Origin of the sequence: Kosakonia arachidis (assembly GCF_900116535.1) — a bacterium.
GTDB lineage: Bacteria > Pseudomonadota > Gammaproteobacteria > Enterobacterales > Enterobacteriaceae > Kosakonia > Kosakonia arachidis.
In genome coordinates, this window is sequence record NZ_FPAU01000001.1 from 1242619 (window position 1) to 1264457 (window position 21839).

23 protein-coding genes are annotated in these 21839 nt (G+C 52.5%); 12 read left to right on the forward strand and 11 right to left on the reverse strand.

The features are described 5' to 3' along the window. From BM427_RS06085 to BM427_RS06095, 3 genes are all read left to right on the forward strand, one after another. Window positions 1-1017 (forward strand): Zn-dependent oxidoreductase, encoded by a 1017-nt coding sequence (locus tag BM427_RS06085; protein WP_090120085.1) that lies wholly within the window; start codon window positions 1-3, stop codon window positions 1015-1017. Window positions 1018-1074: 57 nt separating this feature from the next. Further along, entirely contained in the window at window positions 1075-2448 is a 1374-nt protein-coding gene (locus BM427_RS06090; RefSeq protein ID WP_090120087.1) for an MFS transporter, read from the forward strand. Between the two features lie 179 nt (window positions 2449-2627). Then, window positions 2628-4091, forward strand: coding sequence for a mannitol dehydrogenase family protein (locus BM427_RS06095; protein ID WP_090120088.1), 1464 nt, complete (start codon window positions 2628-2630; stop codon window positions 4089-4091). A gap of 66 nt (window positions 4092-4157) precedes the next feature. Here BM427_RS06095 and ydfZ read toward each other — a convergent pair whose 3' ends face one another. After that, window positions 4158-4361 (reverse strand): putative selenium delivery protein YdfZ, encoded by a 204-nt coding sequence (gene ydfZ / locus BM427_RS06100; RefSeq protein WP_090120089.1) that lies wholly within the window; start codon window positions 4359-4361, stop codon window positions 4158-4160. 694 nt (window positions 4362-5055) lie between these two features. On the opposite strand from ydfZ, the gene BM427_RS06105 reads away from it, so the two are divergent. Next, window positions 5056-5892: a DUF1796 family putative cysteine peptidase gene (locus BM427_RS06105; RefSeq protein WP_090120090.1), complete on the forward strand. Its 837-nt coding sequence runs from the start codon at window positions 5056-5058 to the stop codon at window positions 5890-5892. A gap of 78 nt (window positions 5893-5970) precedes the next feature. Here BM427_RS06105 and BM427_RS06110 read toward each other — a convergent pair whose 3' ends face one another. Further along, entirely contained in the window at window positions 5971-6657 is a 687-nt protein-coding gene (locus BM427_RS06110) for a GntR family transcriptional regulator (protein ID WP_090120092.1), read from the reverse strand. 89 nt (window positions 6658-6746) lie between these two features. Then, window positions 6747-7496, reverse strand: coding sequence for a bifunctional NADP-dependent 3-hydroxy acid dehydrogenase/3-hydroxypropionate dehydrogenase YdfG (ydfG, locus tag BM427_RS06115; RefSeq protein ID WP_090120093.1), 750 nt, complete (start codon window positions 7494-7496; stop codon window positions 6747-6749). Between the two features lie 186 nt (window positions 7497-7682). On the opposite strand from ydfG, the gene dcp reads away from it, so the two are divergent. Both dcp and BM427_RS06125 read left to right on the forward strand, forming a co-directional pair. Continuing rightward, the gene (gene dcp / locus BM427_RS06120) at window positions 7683-9728 is read left to right on the forward strand and encodes a peptidyl-dipeptidase Dcp (protein ID WP_090120095.1); all 2046 of its coding nucleotides are present in this window, start codon (window positions 7683-7685) and stop codon (window positions 9726-9728) included. 446 nt (window positions 9729-10174) lie between these two features. Beyond that, window positions 10175-10393: a hypothetical protein gene (locus BM427_RS06125; protein ID WP_090120097.1), complete on the forward strand. Its 219-nt coding sequence runs from the start codon at window positions 10175-10177 to the stop codon at window positions 10391-10393. A gap of 679 nt (window positions 10394-11072) precedes the next feature. Here BM427_RS06125 and mgtS read toward each other — a convergent pair. Together mgtS and ftrA are read right to left on the reverse strand one after the other, a co-directional pair. Beyond that, a complete protein-coding gene (gene mgtS, locus BM427_RS06130) occupies window positions 11073-11168 on the reverse strand; it encodes a protein MgtS (protein WP_090120099.1) in 96 nt (31 codons plus the stop codon). A gap of 105 nt (window positions 11169-11273) precedes the next feature. After that, window positions 11274-12278 (reverse strand): transcriptional regulator FtrA, encoded by a 1005-nt coding sequence (gene ftrA / locus BM427_RS06135; protein ID WP_090120100.1) that lies wholly within the window; start codon window positions 12276-12278, stop codon window positions 11274-11276. 67 nt (window positions 12279-12345) lie between these two features. Here ftrA and BM427_RS06140 point away from each other — a divergent pair, with 67 nt between their 5' ends. Next, the gene (locus tag BM427_RS06140; protein WP_090120102.1) at window positions 12346-12759 is read left to right on the forward strand and encodes a rhodanese-like domain-containing protein; all 414 of its coding nucleotides are present in this window, start codon (window positions 12346-12348) and stop codon (window positions 12757-12759) included. 3 nt (window positions 12760-12762) lie between these two features. On the opposite strand, the gene BM427_RS06145 is transcribed toward BM427_RS06140, so the two are convergent. After that, window positions 12763-12957 carry a hypothetical protein gene (locus BM427_RS06145; RefSeq protein WP_090120103.1) on the reverse strand — a complete coding sequence of 65 codons (195 nt, stop codon included), beginning with the start codon at window positions 12955-12957 and terminating at the stop codon, window positions 12763-12765. Between BM427_RS06145 and BM427_RS06150 the strand changes: the two genes are divergently transcribed. Then, window positions 12946-14049 (forward strand): cobalamin-independent methionine synthase II family protein, encoded by a 1104-nt coding sequence (locus BM427_RS06150; RefSeq protein WP_090120105.1) that lies wholly within the window; start codon window positions 12946-12948, stop codon window positions 14047-14049. The two genes, BM427_RS06145 and BM427_RS06150, sit on opposite strands and share 12 nt — an antisense overlap. Before the next feature lie 65 nt (window positions 14050-14114). Here the strand turns inward: BM427_RS06150 and ydeE are convergent, their stop codons facing one another. Continuing rightward, window positions 14115-15302 (reverse strand): efflux MFS transporter YdeE, encoded by a 1188-nt coding sequence (gene ydeE, locus BM427_RS06155; RefSeq protein WP_090120703.1) that lies wholly within the window; start codon window positions 15300-15302, stop codon window positions 14115-14117. A 193-nt stretch (window positions 15303-15495) separates the two neighbouring features. On the opposite strand from ydeE, the gene eamA reads away from it, so the two are divergent. Further along, window positions 15496-16392, forward strand: a complete 897-nt coding sequence (gene eamA / locus BM427_RS06160) for an O-acetylserine/cysteine exporter (RefSeq protein ID WP_090120107.1) — start codon at window positions 15496-15498, stop codon at window positions 16390-16392. Window positions 16393-16465: 73 nt separating this feature from the next. Here eamA and marB read toward each other — a convergent pair whose 3' ends face one another. From marB to marR, 3 genes are read right to left on the reverse strand one after another with little or no spacing between them, the layout of a single operon-like run. Further along, entirely contained in the window at window positions 16466-16681 is a 216-nt protein-coding gene (gene marB, locus BM427_RS06165; RefSeq protein WP_090120108.1) for a multiple antibiotic resistance protein MarB, read from the reverse strand. 34 nt (window positions 16682-16715) lie between these two features. Next, window positions 16716-17096 (reverse strand): MDR efflux pump AcrAB transcriptional activator MarA, encoded by a 381-nt coding sequence (gene marA / locus BM427_RS06170; RefSeq protein ID WP_139234382.1) that lies wholly within the window; start codon window positions 17094-17096, stop codon window positions 16716-16718. 19 nt (window positions 17097-17115) lie between these two features. Next, a complete protein-coding gene (gene marR, locus BM427_RS06175; protein ID WP_090120705.1) occupies window positions 17116-17550 on the reverse strand; it encodes a multiple antibiotic resistance transcriptional regulator MarR in 435 nt (144 codons plus the stop codon). A 243-nt stretch (window positions 17551-17793) separates the two neighbouring features. Between marR and BM427_RS06180 the strand changes: the two genes are divergently transcribed. After that, a complete protein-coding gene (locus BM427_RS06180) occupies window positions 17794-18468 on the forward strand; it encodes a MarC family NAAT transporter (RefSeq protein WP_090120112.1) in 675 nt (224 codons plus the stop codon). Further along, window positions 18468-19622 carry an alpha/beta hydrolase gene (locus BM427_RS06185; protein ID WP_090120114.1) on the forward strand — a complete coding sequence of 385 codons (1155 nt, stop codon included), beginning with the start codon at window positions 18468-18470 and terminating at the stop codon, window positions 19620-19622. The genes BM427_RS06180 and BM427_RS06185 overlap by 1 nt, the downstream gene beginning before the upstream one ends. 13 nt (window positions 19623-19635) lie before the next feature. Here BM427_RS06185 and BM427_RS06190 read toward each other — a convergent pair whose 3' ends face one another. After that, window positions 19636-20838, reverse strand: coding sequence for a sugar transporter (locus BM427_RS06190; protein ID WP_090120115.1), 1203 nt, complete (start codon window positions 20836-20838; stop codon window positions 19636-19638). Between the two features lie 173 nt (window positions 20839-21011). Between BM427_RS06190 and BM427_RS06195 the strand changes: the two genes are divergently transcribed. After that, window positions 21012-21803 (forward strand): PhzF family phenazine biosynthesis protein, encoded by a 792-nt coding sequence (locus BM427_RS06195; protein WP_090120117.1) that lies wholly within the window; start codon window positions 21012-21014, stop codon window positions 21801-21803. The last annotated feature ends 36 nt before the right edge of the window (window positions 21804-21839 follow it).

A 21839-nucleotide genomic window follows, 5' to 3' on the forward strand; every position in this document is an offset into this window, starting at 1 on the left:
ATGAAAAGTGTGGTGATTGAACAACCCAACCAATTGACGCTCGCTGAACGCCTGTTGCCGCAACCCGCCGCTGGCGAGGTGCGCGTTAAGGTCAAACTCGCCGGGATCTGCGGCTCCGACAGCCACATCTATCGCGGGCACAATCCGTTCGCCAAATATCCGCGCGTTATCGGTCATGAACTCTACGGTCTGATCGATGCCGTTGGTAAAGACGTCTCTGCTGAAAGGGTGGGCGAACGCGTGGTTGTTGACCCGGTGATCAGCTGCGGCCACTGCTATCCGTGCTCTGTTGGCAAACCGAACGTCTGCAACGAACTGGTGGTGTTGGGTGTGCATCGTGACGGCGGTTTTAGCGAATACGCTACTGTTCCGGCACGTAATGCCTGGGCTGTTCCGGCGGCAATCCCGGATGAGAATGCGGTAATGATCGAGCCGTTTACCATCGCAGCTAACGTCACAAGCCAGGTGAATCCAACGGAGAAAGACATTGCGCTGATCTATGGTGCAGGTCCGATGGGATTAACCACGCTGCAAGTACTGAAAAATGTCTACAACGTGCAGCAGGTGATTGTTGCCGATCGTATCGAAGAACGTCTGGCAATGGCGCAGCGCAATGGCGCGGATTGGGTGATCAACAACAGCCAGCAGCCGTTGGCGGAAGCGCTGGCAGAAAAAGGCATTAAACCGACACTGATTGTTGATGCGGCGTGTCATCCATCCATTCTACAGGAGGCAATTGCACTGGCCTCGCCGGCCGCGCGCATTGTGATCATGGGCTTTTCCAGCGAACCCAGCCAGATAATCCAGCAGGGCATCACGGGTAAAGAACTCTCTATTTTCTCTTCGCGTCTTAATGCGGGCAAATTCCCTGTGGTGATCGACTGGCTGGCTCGCACCTTGATCGATCCGACAAAGTTAGTGACGCATAAATTTGATTATCAACATGTCACCGATGCGATTGAACTGTTTGAAAAAGATCAGCGGCACTGCTGTAAGGTCTTATTAACGTTCAATTAATTACAACGAAAAATGCGGTTGAGTGGTACGCATACTTCTTTTTTCGAGATAGCCATTATGACGCAAGTTAACGCTGAAAGAACGACCTCTGATCTGGTGAAAGCCGCCGTTTCTGGCTGGCTCGGTACTGCGCTGGAATTTATGGATTTCCAGCTTTATTCGCTGGGCGCGGCGCTGGTTTTTCATGAGATCTTCTTCCCGGAGCAATCGGCAGCGATGGCGCTGATTCTCGCGATGGGAACCTACGGAGCGGGTTATGTGGCGCGCATTATCGGCGCGTTTATCTTCGGTAAAATGGGTGATCGCATAGGCCGCAAAAAAGTGCTGTTCATCACCATAACGATGATGGGCATTTGTACCACGTTGATTGGCGTATTACCGACCTATGCGCAGATCGGCATTTTTGCGCCGGTATTACTGGTAACGCTGCGCATTATTCAGGGACTTGGCGCTGGCGCGGAAATATCTGGTGCCGGAACCATGCTGGCGGAATATGCGCCGAAAGGGAAACGCGGCATTATCTCTTCACTGGTAGCGATGGGCACCAACTGCGGTACACTGAGCGCAACGGCGATCTGGGCGGTGATGTTCTTCGCGCTGGATCGCGAAGCGCTACTCTCCTGGGGTTGGCGGGTACCGTTTATCGCCAGTGTGGTGGTGATGATTTTTGCCATCTGGTTGCGTTTGAACCTAAAAGAGAGCCCGGTCTTCGAGAAAGCACACGAGGGCGCGCATGCGCCGAAAAGCCAAAGTGCGGAAATGGGACTGGGCGCGATGTTCAGCAGCAAAACGTTCTGGCTGGCGACCGGCTTGCGCTTTGGTCAGGCCGGTAACTCGGGGATAATTCAGACCTTTCTCGCGGGTTATCTGGTACAAACCCTGCTGTTCGAGAAACGTATTCCGACCGATGCTCTGATGATCAGTTCAATTATTGGCTTTCTTACCATTCCGTTTCTGGGCTGGCTGTCTGACAAAGTAGGTCGCCGTTTACCCTATATCTGCTTGTGTATCTCGGCGATCATTCTCGCGTATCCGATGATGGCAATCATTGTCGATAAAAGCTACAACCCCGGCGTGATTATGCTATCGATCATCGTCATTCATAACATTGCCGTGCTCGGGTTATTCGCGCTGGAAAATATCACCATGGCGGAGATGTTCGGCTCACGTAATCGCTTCACGCGAATGGCCATTTCGAAAGAGGCGGGCGGGCTGGTGGCTGTCGGATTTGGGCCGGTACTGGCGGGGATCTTCTGCAATATGACCGGCTCCTGGTGGCCGATAGTCGTCATGCTGGTGGCTTACTCGCTGATTGGTTTGCTCTCCGCAGTGCTGATGCCGGAAGTGCGCGACCGCGATTTGAATATTCTGCAAGACGCTGCTGAACCGCGTGTTGCGGCACAGACGGTGGGAAACCGTAACTATATCTGAAACCCCTTATTGATTACCGGAAGCGTTCGCTAAGCCAGGGTGAAGTCAAAGTAATTTTGACACATTTGGTTACCATTCTAGTTAGTGTAGTCCGCAAATGCTGTCGTAAATCATAGTCTGATTTGCGACAGCCCGTAATCTATTGAACCACTGTTTCACTTAATAAGATGAGTCCCACCATGGAAAACAGACTATTAAAGGCGAAAGCCACGTTACCGGGTTATGATCGTAACAAACTGGTTCCACGCATTGTGCATTTGGGGTTTGGCGCTTTTCATCGTGCTCACCAGGCGGTGTATGCGGATATTCTGGCCGCAGAGTACGGCAGCGACTGGGGTTACTGCGAGGTCAATCTGATTGGCGGCGAGCAACAAATTGCCGACCTTAAACAGCAGGGTAATCTGTACACCGTGGCAGAAATGTCTGCCGACGCGTGGACCGCACGGGTGGTCGGCGTGGTGAAACGCGCACTGCACGCGCAAGCTGATGGTCTGGAAACCGTGCTGGCCGCCATGTGCGAGCCGCAAGTGGCGATTGTCTCTCTGACCATCACCGAAAAAGGGTATTGCCACTCACCGGCGACCGGAAAACTGATGCTCGATCATCCGTTAATCGCTGGCGACCTGCAAAATCCGCAGCAGCCAAAATCCGCAGTTGGCGTGGTGGTGGAAGCGCTGGCGCGTCGAAAAGCGGCAGGGCTGGCGGCATTCAGTGTGATGTCCTGCGATAACATGCCGGAAAACGGCCATGTTACCTGCAATGTGGTGTGTGCATATGCCCGTGAGGTGAATGCGGAACTGGCAGACTGGATTGAGACCAACGTGACGTTCCCGTCGACGATGGTGGACCGTATTGTTCCGGCAGTAACAGCTGAAACGCTGGATAAAATCGAACAACTTACCGGCGTGCGCGATCCAGCAGGCGTGGCCTGCGAACCGTTCCGCCAGTGGGTGATTGAAGATAACTTTGTCGCGGGTCGTCCGTCATGGGAAAAAGCGGGCGCTGAACTGGTTGCCGACGTCGTGCCGTTTGAAGAGATGAAACTGCGTATGCTGAATGGCAGCCACTCCTTCCTTGCTTATCTGGGGTATTTGGCCGGTTATCAGCATATCAATGAATGTATGGACGACGACAACTATCGCCGCGCAGCACACGCGCTGATGCTGAAAGAGCAAGCACCGACGCTGAAAGTAAAAGGTGTTGACCTCGCGCGTTACGCCGATCTGCTGATCGCACGTTACAGCAACACCGCGCTGCGTCACCGTACCTGGCAGATCGCGATGGACGGTAGTCAGAAATTACCGCAACGTATGCTCGATTCCGTACGCTGGCATTTAGCGCATCAGGACTCCTTTGTGCTGCTGGCTCTGGGCGTGGCGGGTTGGATGCGTTACGTTGGCGGTGTTGATGAGCACGGCCAGGCAATCGAAGTGTGCGATCCGCTGCTGACGGTGATCCAGGGAGCCGTTAACGCAAGTGCGGAAGGCGAATCGCGCGTGCAGGCACTGCTGGGCATTGAGGCGATTTTTGGCAACGAACTGCCGAAGGAAGCGGCCTTTGTGGCACAGGTACAGAAGGCGTATCGTTCACTGCTGGAGAAAGGGGCGAAAGCGACTGTGGCAGAATACGCCTTAGCACTGTAAATCGTTTGAAGAATGCCGCCCCGGCGGCATTCTTTTTTTTTTGCCTTTATTCGAGTACGTTACCCTTTAGTGCAGACCAAGCCGAATCAGTTCAACCGGTTCGAATTTACCTTCACAACCTTCCACTTCTACCGTTTTACTGCGGCGCAGTTGCGCGGCGTTCAGTCCGTCAGCGTGAATGGCAATGATTTTGCCGGTGCGGCCTGTACCGTTAATCATTACGCGGCTACCGGTGGTAATCGCATTGCGATTACGATCATAAGTCATCATGGTGGTTTCTCCTTGTTGATATCCAAAAAACAAAACGGGGCAGAAGATGTCCCCACTACGGACGCCTTATAAATACGCTCCTGAGATGACGAGTTTTTGTTTTTGATCAACATCACACTTTTTTGCTGAAAAAATTTTTGATATCACGCGATGACAACCCTCTTCACTCAACCGGATATAGATATATAACACGCGTTTATTTTCCTGAACTGTTTTTATTCATTAATGAAAAAAGGTTTTTAAGATTTTCCTGATTACTAATCGCCGCGCGATAACGCGTACACTATGTAACGATGTGTTAGTGATTGTTTCGAGCTTTTAGAGCAGTATAATTCTGCGCCGTTTTTTTGAATAAAAAATAGGGCGATTTTTTAAATAAAAGTGAAGTGGCGACAGAGTAAAGGAAGCATGGTTTTTGTTGGCAAGTAATGAAGGGAGATAGATTGATTTACGCTGGCTATTCTGTCCGGAACTTGCCGAAAGTAACAACTGAATAAACATACATCTGGAATTATTACGTATCGGAATTATTAATTAATACCGTCTGTTTATTAACAAATAGATGGGGGCTGTGAACGTTTTTTATAAAATTGATTTAATTTAACCTGTTGATGTTAGGGTGTTTTTTTGTTGAAAAAGTGTCTTATTTCTTCATCTTAATACTGTTATAACGATACTGATTGGGGGTGACATAATGAAAAGTGAAGTCATCAAACAACTGGTGAGAAATCATCTTAAGTCGCTTAAACGCACAATTACGCATCTGAGGAAAAAATGGAAATATCGGCATGGTGGTGATGTGGACGTGTACTGGGTTTCCCTGGGGGAAAATTGCCTGCCTGATGATATTCTTCGGCGGCACAACAGAAAATCGTTCAGCTCTATTTTTTCCTCCGGGCGTTCTAATATAGAATATATTCTTGAGATGGAAAAAGATAATTACCAGAATTTACTGGACAAAGCATATCTGAAACATTTTCCCGATGGCAACCATTCTGTTGTACGCTCCACCTATTATAAGCATTGCGTTGGTCAATACAGCGAAAGGCATATGCTGGGATTTGAATTCACGCACCACGATCCCCTCGACATTTCCGCTGATAAGCAGACATTCAAACGGCGCATTAAGCGTCAACTCGCCTGGCGAGGAAATAAAAATTTTGTTTTTCTTTATCATCATCGCGTCACGGCGAATTCCGATCTTGCGCTGTTAAGAGAACATCTGAATGAGCTGTTGTCGTTGTACAACACGAAAGGCTGCGAGTGTGAAGTGATGCTTTTCTATCAGCATATCGTCCCGCAGGAGACACCGAAGCGTATCGATTTCACGCCGCATCATTCCGGCTTATTGGAGTTCGTCTGTCATACCCATGAGATTTGGGGCGGAGATGATCAGGATACGTTCTGGGCGCGAAAAGATGACGCTCTTTTTACCGAGATGTTTGACACCGTTGATCGGTACAACTTGAGTAAAGGCGGATCCCGTCGTGAACTGATGCCAGTGGCTACCAACACTGGCATGCCGGTTTAACCGTTGACTCAAGATGTATGGTGCGGTGAACTGCCTGTGAGGGTGGCTCACCGCCAGATGTCTGTGATGGTGAGGAGATTAATCCTCACTGAACCAGTCGCGATTTTCCTGGCGAATGGTTTTTACTGATTCGCTGATCTCCTGCAAGTGCAGACTCATGGCGTGGTCGACTTCATCAGGGTCACGTTTTTCCAGCGCGGTAAAGATATCCATGTGCTGACGCAGTAGCATTTCCGGCGGCGAAACGTGGTCAAGACTCATATAGCGTACGCGGTCGATGGTAGCTTTGATGTTTTCGATAGTGTCCCACGCCAGCTGGCAATCTGCGATCAGCGCCAGCTTCTGGTGGAAATTATCATCCAGCTCGAAGAAATCAGTAAGCTGCTTGCGCTCGATGGCGGTACGCTGTTGATTGAGGTTTTGCTCAAGCAGGTAGCAGGCGCTGTCATCAATAAGCGTGGCGGCGCGGCGGGCGACGGCGCATTCGATCGCCTGACGCACGAAGCAACCATTACGGACCTGCGTCATGGAAATCTTGTTAACGTAACTGCCGCGCTGCGGGCGGATCTGAATCAGACCGTTTTCCGCCAGCTTAATAAAGGCTTCACGCACCGGCTGGCGAGAAACGTCGAAACGCACCGACACCTCTTTTTCCGACAACGGCGTACCCGGTGGTATCAGGCAATGCACAATATCACGCCGTAGAATGCGGTAAATTTGTTGATTTACAGGCTGTACAGGGTTGAGTTGCGTTTCAGCGGCCATTCACTCTTACTTTTTAAAGGGGTAACCCGGCTACCATACCATTTATTTACGGTGCATCCCATACCCGGCCCGCAGACCGGGTAGGAAATTTAACCCGGACGGTGAACGTTTAAACCCGCATATGTCTGGCTTACCGGCATCATCTCAAGGGTGTTGATGTTCACATGTTTCGGAAGCGTTGCCACCCACCAGACAGCTTCGGTTACATCTTCCGGCGTCAGCGCAGTGGTATTTTCGTAGGTTTTCCCCGCTTTGGCGTCATCGCCTTTAAAGCGCACGTTCGAAAACTCCGTACCACCGACCAGACCTGGCTCGATATTGGTCACGCGAACCGCAGTACCGCTCAGATCGGTACGCAGGTTAAGGCTGAACTGGCGCACAAACGCTTTGCTTGCTCCGTAGACGTTGCCGCCCGCATATGGCCAGCTCCCCGCAGTTGAACCGATATTGATGATATGGCCGCGATTACGTTCCACCATGCCAGGCAGTACCGCGCGCGTCATGTAAACCAGACCTTTGTTATTGGTATCGATCATCGTTTCCCAGTCATCAACGCTGGCTTTATGTGCAGGCTCAAGCCCCAGCGCCAGACCGGCATTGTTGACCAGCACATCAATTTCGCGCCACTGTGCTGGCAAAGAAGCCATTAACTCGTCAATAGCCGCACGGTTGCGCACATCCAACTGCGCGATGTAAAGGTTATCCCCCAGTTCGTCTTTCAGTTCCTGTAAACGTTCCTGACGACGGCCTGTGGCGATCACTTTGTGACCGTTCTGAATAAAACGGCGTGTGATGCCTTCGCCAAAACCTGCCGTTGCCCCGGTAACCAGAATAATCATCACATTGTTCCTCAACGCTTTTTGTGGTGTTGAACGCTAGCATGACCGCATGTTTGCGGTAACACAAGTCTTCCGCCTTACAGTGTGGCAAAAAACGCCCGCTTGTGCGGCAGCAGAGAGAGAAAGATTGCGATGCGCGCAGCGGATGCCTACTCTGAGAAGATTCACCATGTTCAGGAGCGAAACATGTCGGTTACCAATCCCTTTTTCTCGGCAAGCCCGCTGCCGTACCAGGCCCCGCCGTTTGATGTGATTACTGATGAACACTACCGCCCGGCGTTTGACGAAGGCGTGCGGCAAAAGCGCGCGGAAATCGCTGCCATTACGGCGAACCCGGCTGCCGCTGATTTTAACAATACGCTGCTGGCGCTAGAGCAGAGCGGTCACCTGCTGAATCAGGTAACCAGCGTCTTTTTCGCCATGACCTCCGCGCATACTAATGATTTTTTACAGCAGCTCGATGAGGCGTTTTCCACAGAGCTGGCGGAACTGGCGAACGATATTTATCTTGATGATGCGCTGTTTGCCCGCGTGGAAAATTTATGGCGCCAGCGTGAGGCACTCGGGCTGGATGCAGAGTCGCTGCGCCTTGTCGAAACGACGTATCAGAAGTTTGTCCTCGCAGGCGCTACGTTGAACGCAGAAGATAAAACAACGTTGAAAGCGCTGAATACCGAAGCGGCAGCGCTGACCAGCCAGTTTAACCAACGTTTGCTGGCTGCAGATAAGACGGGCGGGCTGGTGGTGGACGATGTTCATCAACTCGATGGCTTAAGTACTGAAGAGATCGCCTCGGCCGCTGAAGCGGCGAAGGCGAAAGGGCTGAAAAACCGCTGGCTGCTCACGCTGCTCAATACCACACAGCAACCCGCGCTGGCTACGCTGCGCGATCGCCAGACCCGTGAAAATCTGTTTACCGCCGGTTGGCTGCGCACACAGCGAGGGGATGCCAATGATACCCGCGCGATTGTGCTGCGTCTGGTGCAACTTCGTGCGCGGCAGGCGAAACTGCTTGGCTTTAACGATTTTGCCAGCTGGAAAATCGCCGATCAGATGGCCGGTACTCCGCAGGCTGCACTGACATTCATGCGTGATATTGCACCTGCTGCCCGCGCACGCGCCGAGCGGGAACTGGCTGACATTCAACAGATGATTGACACCCGGCAAGGCGGCTTTAGCGCGCAGGCCTGGGATTGGGCGTTCTATGCTGAGCAGGTTCGTCTGGCGAAATATGCGCTGGATGAATCGCAAATCAAACCTTATTTCGCGCTCAACTCTGTGCTCACGGACGGGGTGTTCTGGGCGGCGAGTGAGCTGTTTGGTATTCGGTTCACCGAGCGTTTTGATATTCCTGTTTATCATCCCGATGTGCGCGTGTGGGAGATTTTCGATGCAGACGGCTACGGTCTGGCTCTCTTTTACGGTGATTTCTACGCCCGCGACTCAAAAAGCGGCGGCGCATGGATGGGTAATTTTGTTGAACAATCTACGCTGAATGGCACGCAGCCGGTGATTTATAATGTCTGTAACTACCAGAAGCCGGCGACCGGGCAGGCGGCGTTGCTGTCGTGGGATGACGTGATTACTCTGTTTCATGAGTTTGGCCACACACTGCATGGGCTGTTTGCCAGCCAGCGTTACGCCACACTTTCTGGCACCAATACGCCGCGCGATTTCGTCGAGTTCCCTTCGCAAATCAATGAGCACTGGGCCAGCCAGCCGCAGGTTTTCGCTCACTACGCCCGCCATCATCAGAGCGGCGAGCCGATGCCGGAGGCATTGCGTGAGAAAATACTGCAAGCCACTCAGTTCAATAAAGGCTACGACATGACCGAATTACTGAGTGCGGCGCTGCTCGACATGAACTGGCATGCACTGGCCGATGGCGCCGGGGTGAATGATGTCGATGAGTTTGAGCGTGAAGCGATTCGCAAGGAGCATCTCGATTTGGCGGCAGTACCGCCGCGTTATCGCAGCAGTTACTTCGCGCATATTTTTGGTGGCGGTTATGCCGCTGGCTACTATGCCTATTTATGGACGCAGATGCTGGCCGATGACGGTTATCAGTGGTTTGTGGAGCAGGGCGGTTTAACCCGTGAGAATGGGCAACGCTTCCGCGAAGCCATTTTGTCGCGCGGTAACAGCAGCGATCTCCGGGAACTTTATCGACAATGGCGCGGCCATGATCCGCAAATCGAGCCGATGCTGAAAAACCGTGGGTTAAGCGATTAATTACGGGCGGAAATGCTTTAAAAAGTTACATAACTCTCAGGGTTATTGACCTGTTTGCTCGTGAGAAATACCGTAAAAGATGGTGATGAATCCCCCTGCGCGGAGGGGCAACCAGGCAAACCTTTTTGGGATATCGCGGGTTTCGTGGTCTGGCGCGAACTCACCGGGAGGCACCCGGCATCACCGTAAACTCCTCTGCCAGAGGCCTGTATCATCGGGCCTCTGGCTTTTTACTTTCCTCTCGCTTTACAGCGTTCATTCCCGCTTTTAGCTTACTCAGTTGTTAAAATGTGGGCTATCTCACATTTACTACCGTGGTGTTATGCAGTTCATTAAGCCAAATTAAAGGACATGATTTGAGCGTTAACATTCTGTGGCATAACCCGGGCATTCAGACAATGACTGTGTTAATGTCGAATTAAATTTGAGCAACTGAGGTAACCGACATGACCAAAAATGTAGTGGTAATACGCGCCGGTGGTAAAGTTGAAAACGTGACCGTGGAGGACAATGCTAAATCGGTCTCATTCAAAAATGAGAAGAGCTCGTTTCTCGAAATCCCGATTGAACCCTGGGAGCTGGATGGCGAAACCTTCCTCGTTGCCCGTTTCTCCGATCTGGTGAGCCAACAGGAAACCGAACAGGCCATCCGGAAATTTTACTAATTGCTGACCGCCTGAGGGCGGTTTTTTACGTCATGTCTCTGCCAGAATTGAACGTTAGCGTTTCGTGCAAATAGCGGGAAATAAAATGTGCATAGTTTGTGCAGCCGCAGCCACCTGGTTATCACGCAGTATTCAAAACATAAAAATCAAAAGGGCCTCAATGAGGCCCTTTTACATTACCGGTTTTGGCCACCGTCGGCGACGTGGCGTGGATATACAGGATCGGACCGTCAGTCTTGTTCCACATACTGAGCAAATTGCGCCATGTGGCTGTTGTCGTTCCGGGCAGAATGTGGTGAATAAAAACTTGTGGTTGTTGCAAACCGGGCACTGAAATTTGAGATTGGGGATAACCCCTCCGGTCTGTTAAATGGAGAGTTGACGGTAACACACTCTGATTGCGCTGAAAGATATATCCTCAATACTTTCAACAATAAAACGTTTCGCCGGTGCTTTTTTATCGCCAGTTCAGCTTTGTTTAACCTTTATTGAGGCATTAACTGCTAGCTTAGTCAGTACAGCGTTTACCCATCCCGTTGAGTGAACGTACAGAATAAGACAAAACTATCCATGCAAGCATTGACCGCCATTACGGCGGTTTTTTTTTGTATGATGAAAGAAAAAGGCCCCTCACGCGTTTACGCAAGGGGCCTTCACGGTGGGGGATTATCGCTATTCATCAATCGTCCCATTTGTGACTAAAATAAGCAGCAAGAAACCCGGAAAAAAGAATTACTCCCAGTACTGCCACAAAGACATGCATATTTGCCATCATTTTAAACCTCCATCTAATTAACCTACGTACCTCTCTTACCTTAATTATTTAGCCGCGATGGAGAAATAATAACATGGTGAATCTCAATAAAGTTTGAATGGCTCGTCATTTCGCCGTTTTGGCAAAATTCTTCCGGTACATTGCGGGGGACATGCCGTACTGCTGATGAAAATGGTGGCGCAGCGACGCAGCATTACCAAATCCTGCCTGCCCGGCGACCAGATCAATACGCATGCGTGTTTGTTCGAGCAATGCCTGTGCGTACTGCAATCGTGCCAGCAAAATCCAGCGCGCCGGCGTGGTGCCTGTCGATTCCTTAAAGCGACGTAAAAAGGTACGTGGGCTCATGCCAACCCGCTGCGCCAGTGACACCAGGGTGTGATTCTCAGCAAGCTGCTGGTGGAGGAAATCAAACAACTGCCCCAGTTGTCGGCTTTCGCGCGTGCGGGCTACCGGGCGGATAAGCTGCTGCGTCTGCGAACCATCGCGGTGTGGCTGAACCACCAGCCGCCGGGCGACCATATTCGCCGCGTCAAGGCCAAAATCCTCACGTACCACATGCAGACAGAGATCGATTCCCGCCGCGCTGCCAGCAGACGTCATCACATTCCCTTCGTCGTAATAAAGTGCATCCTCCAGCACGATAATGGCCGGATAGCGCTCGCGCAACCCGTCGACATAACGCCAGTGGGTAGTGGCTTTGCGCCCGTTTAACAGACCAGCCGCCGCCAGCACAAATACCCCAGAACAGATGGAGATAATGCGGCAACCGCGCTGCCAGGCTTGCTGAATCGCAGCGCACAAATCAGCTGGAACGGGCAACTCTTCGCCGCGCCAGCCGGGCACGACAATGGTTTGCGCGTCGGCCAGTAGCTCCAGCCCGCCTTCGGCCATTACGCGAATACCGCCGGTTGCCCGCAGCTCTCCGCCATCCACTGCCGCAACGGCGAAGCTGTACCAGTTATCGCCCATTTCCGGGCGTGGCAGACCGAAGATCTCCACCGCGACGCCGAACTCAAAGGTGCAAAGCCCATCATAGGCGAGGGCAACGACACGGTGCGCTGCGGGGGAATGTCGTACTGTTGTCATTATCCTGGTGTTATCTGGCATAGAACGGTGCAGTGAAGTTGTCCTGTTTTGGTTAGATTACTGTTAACACAAACAAGGAGAAAGCACGATGAGCTACGTTACTGATTTTCCGGTCGCATCCCCTGAACAAGCCGCCAGCCATTTTCTACGCCGCCTAAGCGTTGAAACAGATTGCGCCGATGTGCATGACGCTATCACCCATAACGACAAAGATTTTGTCCTGCTGCATGTGGTCGGCAGCCCAGATGCATTCGCTCGTCGTCACATTCCCGGCGCATTGCATCTGCCGCATAGCATGATGACTGCTGAACGCATGGCCGCATGGCCGTCGGAGACGCTATTTGTGGTCTATTGCGCCGGGCCGCACTGTAACGGTGCCGATCGTGCGGCACTGAAACTGGCACGACTGGGGCTACCGGTCAAAATCATGATCGGTGGGATCACCGGCTGGGAAGATGAAGGTTATCTCTTCGCCAGCGGCCAGAGCGAAGCGGATTTCTAGTCCTCATTTTTCATCTTTAATACGCCATCGTGAAAATTCCTCATGTATGGTGAAATTTTCTCTGTTGATGCACTCTGCCCGGTGTGAGATTTTATTTGGATGTTTAGCCATCCAGAAGGCTAAAAATTCAAATAATGAATTATCACGTCGGGTAATCATCTGCTCCGGCGTTAGAGGAGAATAACCATGCAGCGACATCAGCCCCCTTTTCGCGCAGACGTAGTCGGTAGTTTCTTACGACCGGATGCTATCAAAAATGCCCGCCAGCAGTTTGCGCAGGGCGAGATCACCGCACAGCAGTTGCGCAGTGTCGAAGATGACGCCATCCGGCATGTGGTTGAAGAGCAGTGCGCCTGCGGCCTGCATGTGGTGACAGACGGGGAGTTTCGTCGCGCCTGGTGGCACTTTGATTTCTTCGACGGTCTGGAAGGGGTTGAGCGTTACGATTCGGATAAAGGCATTCAGTTTAACGGCGTGCAAACCAAAGCCCACGGCGTGCGGGTTACCGGCAAACTTCGTTTTGGCGATCACCCAATGCTGAACGATTTCCGCTATCTGAAAAGCATCAGTGGCAGCGCGCAGCCAAAGATGACCATCCCCAGCCCGAGCGTGCTGCACTTCCGCGGCGGTCGTAAAGATATTGATGCGATCGTTTATCCGCAACTGGATGCCTATTTTGACGACCTGGCGACCACCTGGCGCGATGCCATTCACGCCTTCTATGCTGCCGGTTGTCGTTATCTGCAACTGGATGACACCGTCTGGGCCTATCTGTGCTCTGACGATCAGCGCCGCCAGATCCGCGAACGCGGTGACGATCCGGATGAACTGGCTCGCATTTATGCCCGCGTACTCAATAAAGCGCTGGAAGGTAAGCCGGAGGATCTGACCGTCGGGCTACATGTCTGTCGTGGTAATTTCCGTTCGACCTGGATTTCCGAAGGTGGTTACGAGCCAGTGGCAGAAGTGTTGTTCGGTAGCGTCAATGTCGATGCCTTCTTCCTCGAATATGACAACGATCGTTCCGGTGATTTTGCACCGCTGCGTTTTGTTCGTCCAGGTAAACAGCAGGTGGTGCTGGGGCTTATTACTACTAAAAACGGCGAGCTGGAACACCCGGAAGGGGTGAAAGCGCGTATCGCGGAAGCGGCAAAATATGTGGATATCAACCAGATTTGCCTTAGCCCTCAGTGCGGTTTTGCTTCCACCGAAGAGGGCAACTCGCTAACACCAGAGCAGCAGTGGGACAAAGTGCGTCTGGTGACGCATATCGCTGAACAAGTATGGTGAATACGCAAACCGTTATAGGCCTGATAAGGCGAAGTCGCCATCGGACACTAAAGACGTTCTGACATTCATTGCGCTGGCACCGTACCCCATTGTTGTACCTGCATCCCTTTAACCAGCATCAGCCATGCTATGCCAATAGTGATGATCAGGATCACAAACAGCGACCAGGCAGGCAGAGTGGTGAGAATGATCCCGGTCAGCAGCGGGTTCATTGCCGCACCCAGCCAGCCCAGTGCCTGGGCAGAAAAATAGGTGGCCTTCATACCCGGCGGCGCAATGTTATCGATCAGCAGGTATTCGCCTGGAGCATAAATCACTTCGCCCAGCGTAAATACTGCGGCGGAGAGTCCCCACAACCATAAATTGTGGCCGGAGAGCATAAAACCTACCAGACCCACTACGAAACAAAGTGTGCCAAACGCCATTAACGGACGCAGGTTGGTGGCGGTCAGTTTGCGCCCGACAGCGTATTGCAGCGAAACCACGATAGCAGCGTTGACTGGCAGCACGACGGCCACCACTTTTTCAGCAAAATCGCTGTCCGCTACGGCCATCACGTACTGGGAAAGACAGGAGGCGAAAGAGCCGCAAACGAAGGAAGCAAGCAGGTTTGACAAGGTAAACCAGCCGAGTGCTTTGTCTTTCAGCAGGACTGACGGCGACCAGGGAACTGCTGGCTCCATGCCGCTCCCCACGGCCACGCGACGGACAAAAAACTGGATAAAGACCAGCGGGAACGCCGCGCAGACAGCCGCCAGCCAGAACGGCAGATTAATGCTTTGCATCACCAGTAGCGTGCCCAGCGGCGGGCCGACGGTCCAGCCGATGTTAAGAAAGGAGTAGTTAAGCGAAAAGACTTTCGCCTTCGCCGTCGGCGTGAGCGTATCGGCAAAATAGGCTTTCAGTACCGTGGAGAAGACCGAATAAGCGCAGTTGATCAGGGCGAAAAAGAGCACCACCAGCCCGGCGTGATGCGTCAGCGGGATCGCGGCAAAACCGGTGATAAAGGCGACGATCGCCAACAGCATATAGCGTTTTTTATCGAACTTATCCGCCAGCATGCCGAAACCAAGGCTGAAGACAACACCAATAGTCAGCGCAACGGACATGGCATAACCGACCTGATCAACGGCCATGCCGTACTGGCGACTAAGGTAGATGGTCATAAAGGGCAGCGTTGCGCCGCGGCCAATGGTTAATAACAGAGAGGACGCCAGGAGTGCGACGGTGGAGCGTGTTTGTGGTGTGATCATGTATTGCCCGACATGCTGGTTGTTATAGTTTTTTGTGATGTATACAGCAATAACATGCATAAACCGCTATGTACAACGGTTGATGTGGCGGCAAATGCCAAAACTGACCTACCGAATTTAATGATCTGTCACTGGCCTATTTTTTGCGTTAACGTAAATTTTGATACAAAAGTTGAAACTACAGGGGCTGAGAATGGCGCGTAAAGATGTACTGCTGGCAATGCTGGTGGTTGTGGCTTGGGGGCTGAATTTTGTGGTGATCAAAGTTGGCTTGCATACTATGCCGCCGTTGATGTTGGCAGGTTTACGCTTTGTGTTCGTGGCATTCCCGGCAATTTTGTTCGTCTCGCGGCCCACTATTCCGCTGCGTCTGTTGCTGGCTTACGGGTTGACGATCAGTTTCGGTCAGTTCGCTTTTCTGTTTTGCGCGATCAAATTCGGCATGCCTGCCGGGCTGGCATCGCTGGTATTACAGGCCCAGGCCTTCTTCACCATTATTCTTGGCGCAGGTGTATTTGGCGAGCGGCTGCAATCAAAACAGCGGGTCGGCATTTCGCTGGCGGTACTTGGTGTGCTGGTGTTGATCGAATCGAGTCTTAATGGTCAGCACATTCCGCTGGTGGGTTTTGTGCTGACGCTAGCGGCCGCATTCAGTTGGGCCTGTGGCAATATCTTCAACAAAAAAATCATGCAGCACAGCTCGCGACCAGCGGTGATGTCGCTGGTGGTGTGGAGCGCTTTAATTCCGATTGTGCCCTTTATGGTTGCTTCGCTGGTGTTAGACGGCCCGGCGCTGATGCTGCGAAGTCTGATAAGCATTGATATCACCACGCTGCTGTCGCTGGTCTATCTGGCGTTTGTCGCGACCATCATTGGCTACGGCATCTGGGGTTCGCTGCTGGGGCGTTATGAAACCTGGCGTGTCGCGCCGCTGTCGCTGCTGGTACCCGTTGTCGGCATGGCAAGCGCGGCGATTTTGTTGGAAGAAACCTTATCGGCGCTGCAACTGGCTGGTGCGGTGCTGGTGATGGGCGGTCTGTATATCAACGTTTTTGGTTTTCGTCTGCGCCGTGCGGTGCAGGCCGGGTAATAAACTGCGGTTTGTCTGGAAAAACGCTAATCAGGCAGGGGAAAAAAGCCCCGCAATGTGCGGGGCAAAACGATTAGCCGTGCTGATTGTAATAGGGCACGCCTAATGCGTCGGATTTGTCACTGCCCACCCCCATATGGTTAAAATCATACGGTGATGTTTGTTGGGTGGCGGGTAAAATCATCGCATCGCAGGGATCCTGCGATGCTGGATGATTAAGTTGTTCCGCATAACTCTGGCCGGAAAACAGAACCATCAGCGTGATGGCGGCACAGGCAATACGTTTCATACATTCCTCGATACGTCTTTAAAACAGGCGATAATTAACAAGCTTGGTTTAGCGGGTAGAGATACCTTGATTCAGCAGGTATATCTGTCACGCGGAATTTATGCGGCGGCACGTCAAAATAGTTTTTGAACGTGCGGGTCAGGGTTTGTTGTGACTCAAACCCATAGCGTTCTGCCAGATACAGGATCGGTTCGTTGCTCTCCTTGAGCTTTTGCGCAATTTCCGTCAACTTGCGGCTTCGAATGTATTGGCCGAGCGAATGACCGGTCTCTTTTTTAAACATCCGTTGCAGGTGCCACTTGGAGTAACCTGAACGTTCTGACACTTTTTCCAGTGACAGCGGCGATTCCAGGTTATCCTCGATCCAGTCCAAAATGCTATGAATGGTGATAGCGTCAGTATTGCGTCTGGACATCGTCATACCTCTTTGTTTTTTACGGCAGTATTTTCCTGAGCAAAGACTCAAGGGTTGCCACTTCTTCTGCCGTTAAGTTTTTTGTTAATTCCTGATGCAGATCTTTCCCTACTAATTGATGACATTGCTCACAAAGCGCCGCGCCGTCGGGTGTTAATTGAACCAACACGCCGCGTTTGTCATTCGGATTCGGGTTACGTACGATCCAGCCTTTGCATACCAGTCTGTCCAGCATGCGGGTCAGGGCGCCGAGATCGACGGAAAGAATTTTTTTTAGTTCTACCGGGGTGATACAGGTTTGGCAGCGGATAGAACACAGCACCTTAAACTGGGTGGCGGTGATATCCAGCGGCGACAAATAGTCGTTGAGTAAACGATCTTTTTTCTGGTTAACCATATAGATTAAGCGGCCTAAGGGAATGATATCGTTAAACAGATCATTCGTGCTTTTCACAATGGTTGCCCCGGCAAGTAGATTAATCACGGCAGATATTATTGCTCAGGCAAATATAAGTCAACATAATGGATTTCGGATGCCACTATTTGCTAAAACGTTTCACATCGGTAAAATTTTACACCACGTAACCAACTGAATTAGTTAGCATTAAGGCGCTGTTGCTAACCCACACACATCCCATTGCCGTTGTGTTAGCGCTATACTGCCTGAGCTTTGACCACACAAGGAGTGTCGCGCATTATGCTTGAATTGTTTAAAGCTATTGGTCTGGGGCTGGTGGTGTTACTGCCGCTGGCGAACCCGTTAACCACCGTCGCGCTCTTTTTAGGGCTAGCGGGCAACATGAACAGCGCCCAGCGTAATCAACAAGCGCTGATGGCGTCTGTGTATGTCTTCATCATTATGATGGTGGCATATTATGCCGGGCAGTTGGTGATGAACACTTTCGGCATTTCGATTCCGGGTTTGCGGATTGCCGGTGGATTGATTGTCGCCTTTATTGGTTTTCGCATGCTGTTCCCACAGCAAAAATCACACGAATCGCCGGAAGCAAAAACCAAATCTGAAGAGCTGGAGGATGAACCCGGCACCAATATTGCCTTCGTTCCGCTGGCGATGCCCAGCACCGCCGGGCCAGGAACTATCGCCATGATCATCAGTTCCGCGTCGACGATCCGCCACAGTTCGCCGTTTCCCGACTGGGTGATTTTGCTTGCACCACCGCTCGTCTTTGCCGCTGTGTCAGTGATTTTATGGGGCAGCCTGCGCAGTTCCGGCGCGATCATGCGGCTGGTTGGTAAGGGCGGAATAGAAGCGATCTCCCGGTTGATGGGCTTTTTGCTGGTCTGCATGGGCGTGCAATTTATCATCAACGGCGTGCTGGAAATTATTACTAATTTCCACGGAGCCGCCTGATGCGAAGAGTGGTTGCGCTGGTGATCATGATGTTGATGCTGGCAGGCTGCCAGCATCAGCCAATCGCGCAACCGCCGCTGGGGCAGGCAAGTTTTGCCGATTATCAGTCACAAACCCGCGACTATGTGCGCGCGCATCGAGCCTTTCAGACGCTGGATAAAACGGCGGAGCTGGCGCTCAACACGCCGCAGGAATGGCGATCCGCGCAGCCTGCGCGTAAGGGAATTTTACTGATCCACGGACTTGGCGATGGGCCTGGCTCCTTTGTCGATATTGCGCCAGCTTTGGCGAAACAGGGTTTTTTAGTGCGCACCGTCCTTTTGCCGGGGCACGGTACGCGGCCCTCTGATCTGCTGACTATCAGCGTCGATCAGTGGCGGCAGGTTGTGCGCGAACAGGCCGATATTCTGGCAAAAGAGGTGGATACGCTGTGGATCGGTGGCTTCTCTACCGGCGGTAATCTGGCGCTGGAGTATGCCATGACGCATCACGATCGGGTGCAGGGCTTGTTGTTGTTCTCTCCGGCGTTTAAATCCAACACCGCCTACGATTTTCTCGCCCCGACGGTAGCGCTGTTTCGCGACTGGTTGCGCCCACCGAGCACCGTATTCCCGCAGCAGATCGTCACCCGTTATTTACGCGTACCGACGAATGGATTTGCCCAGTTCTGGCGTACCAGCGCCAGCGCGCAGCGGTGGCTGGCGCGTAAAAGTTGGGACAAACCGGCGCTGATTGTGCTGACAGAGCATGATTCCGTGCTCAATACCCGTTGGATCCTCGACCATTTTGACCGTAACTTTCCCCATCCCGCCAGTCGAATGATCTGGTACGGCACGTCGCGTCCGGACGTGGCGAACGTCTCCCGCATTCTGGTGAAAACGGATTTTCTGCCGCAGGATCGCATCAGCCAGTTTTCGCATATGTCAGTGCTGTTTTCGCCACAAAACCCGCTATATGGCCGCAAAGGCAGCGTGCTGATCTGCGCCAACGGTCAGCCTGACGATGCGACGAAGCGCTGTCTGAAGGGAGACGAGGTGTGGTATTCAGACTGGGGGCTGGTCGAAGCGGGTAAAATTCACGCCCGCCTGACCTGGAACCCCTGGTTTGACTGGCAAACCGCGGTGATGGATAAAATGGTGTCCGCAACATTGTGATCCCGCGGGCCGCTTACATAGGGCTGTGGCTTACCTGTTCTTCCAGTTTTACCGGCCAGCGGCGGAAAATCACCACCGCCCACACCAGCGCAACGATCGCAGGGATCGCACCCGCATAGCCGATGATACCCATCGACCAGTGCAGGCTGATCTGGTTGCCTACCAACGCACCGGCACCAATACCAATATTAAAAATGCCGGAAAACAGCGACATCGCCACGTCGGTAGCATCGGGTGCCAGTGCCAGGACTTTCACCTGCATACCGAGGCCGATAATCATAATTGCAATGCCCCAGAAAACGCTCAGCACCGCCAGATGTGTCTGGCTGCCGGAAGCGGGCAGCATTAACACCAGCGATAGCACCAGCAGGCCAATCGCGCTGCACACCAGACTGGACGCGTGCTGATTGCCCAGTTTGCCGAACAAGATACTGCCGAGAATGCCCGCGCCACCGAGGATCAGCAGCAGTACGGTGGCGAAACCGGCGCTAAAGCCCGCCACATTTTGCACAAACGGCTCAATATAGCTATAGGCGGTGTAATGGGCAGTGACCACGACCGCCGTAAGCAGATATATGCACATCAGCGCCGGGCGACGGAACAGCAGCGGTAGACTTTTCAGCGAGCCGGAATGTTCGCTCGGCAGGGTCGGCAGCAGTCTTACCAGACAAACCAGCGTGATGAGCGCGCCGAGAGCGATGGCAAAGAAAGTGGTGCGCCAGCCAAAAAATTGCCCGACAATACGGCCAATCGGCAGACCCAGCACCATCGCCAGCGCAGTACCGGTGGCTATCAGACTCAGCGCCTGCGCACGTTTACCGGCGGGTGCCAGGCGAATTGCCAGCGAGGCGGTGATCGACCAGAAAATCGCATGGGCGAAAGCAATACCGACGCGGCTTATCACCAGCACCTTAAAGTCCCACGCCAGAAACGACAGTACGTGGCTGGCAATAAACAATATAAACAAACCAATCAATAGTTTACGGCGTTCGATCTGACTGGTCAGCAGCATAAAGGGTAGCGACATCAGCGCCACAACCCAGGCGTAGATGGTCAGCATAATTCCCACCTGTGCGGTCTCCATGCCGAAGCTCTGGGCGATATCCGACAGTAACCCCACAGGCACAAACTCGGTGGTATTAAAAATGAAAGCAGCGACGGCAAGCGTAACGACCCGAAGCCACGCGACTTTTCGTGAAACCGTATTCGTAGTCATAAAGTGTTCTGGCTCGGTTAGAAAAAAGAACAATAGGGCGATCTTAAAGCTATTGTTGGCGAAAATACAAACATTATGTGATGTAGATCTCATTTCTAATTCGGTAACTAAATACCGATTGCATCGGTTGTCAATAGCGTTCAGAAACAGAGAACGATAAAGAGGAAACGGCTATGCAAACAATTGACTTTTATATGGTGGACGCATTTAGCGACCAAACTTTTGGCGGCAATGCCGCTGCCGTGTGCCCGCTTACCGAATGGTTGCCTGACGAACTGCTGCTGAAAATGGCGCAGCAGCATAATCAATCCGAGACAGCGTTTTTTGTCCGCAATGACACCGGATTTGAGCTGCGCTGGTTTACCACACAGGCGGAAATTAATCTTTGCGGGCATGCCACACTTGCCGCCGCGCACGTCATTTTTGAGTATCTGGATTATCCGGCAACGGAAATTCTCTTCGCTACCCGTTTTGTCGGCCCGCTGACAGTAACGCGTAACGGTGACTGGCTGACGCTCGATTTTCCGGCCTGGGCAACACAAGAGGTCACCATCCCCCCTGAACTGTTGCTACAAACGCTGGGCATCAGCACGGCGAAAGAGGTGCGTGTGGCGCGGGATTATCTGGTGGTGCTGGAGAACCAGGCTCAGGTGGAAGCTTTGCGGCCGGATATCGCCGCCATGAAGCCGCTGGGGAAAATGGTCTGCGTGACCGCACCGGGAGATGATGACGATTTTGTCAGCCGCTTTTTCTGTCCGGGCGAATCGGTGGCGGAAGATCCGGTGACCGGCTCGGCGCACAGCATGTTGATCCCGTACTGGGGCGATAAGCTGAATAAAATGGTGATGCGGGCGCGGCAGGTTTCCGCACGCGGCGGCGATTTACGCTGTGAATGGCGCGGCGACCGCGTGCTTATCGGTGGCCAGGCGACGCTCTATCTGCTGGGGAAAGTCTATCTGCGCTGATCTCAGCCCGGAGATCCACCAGCAGATTGAGGCGTT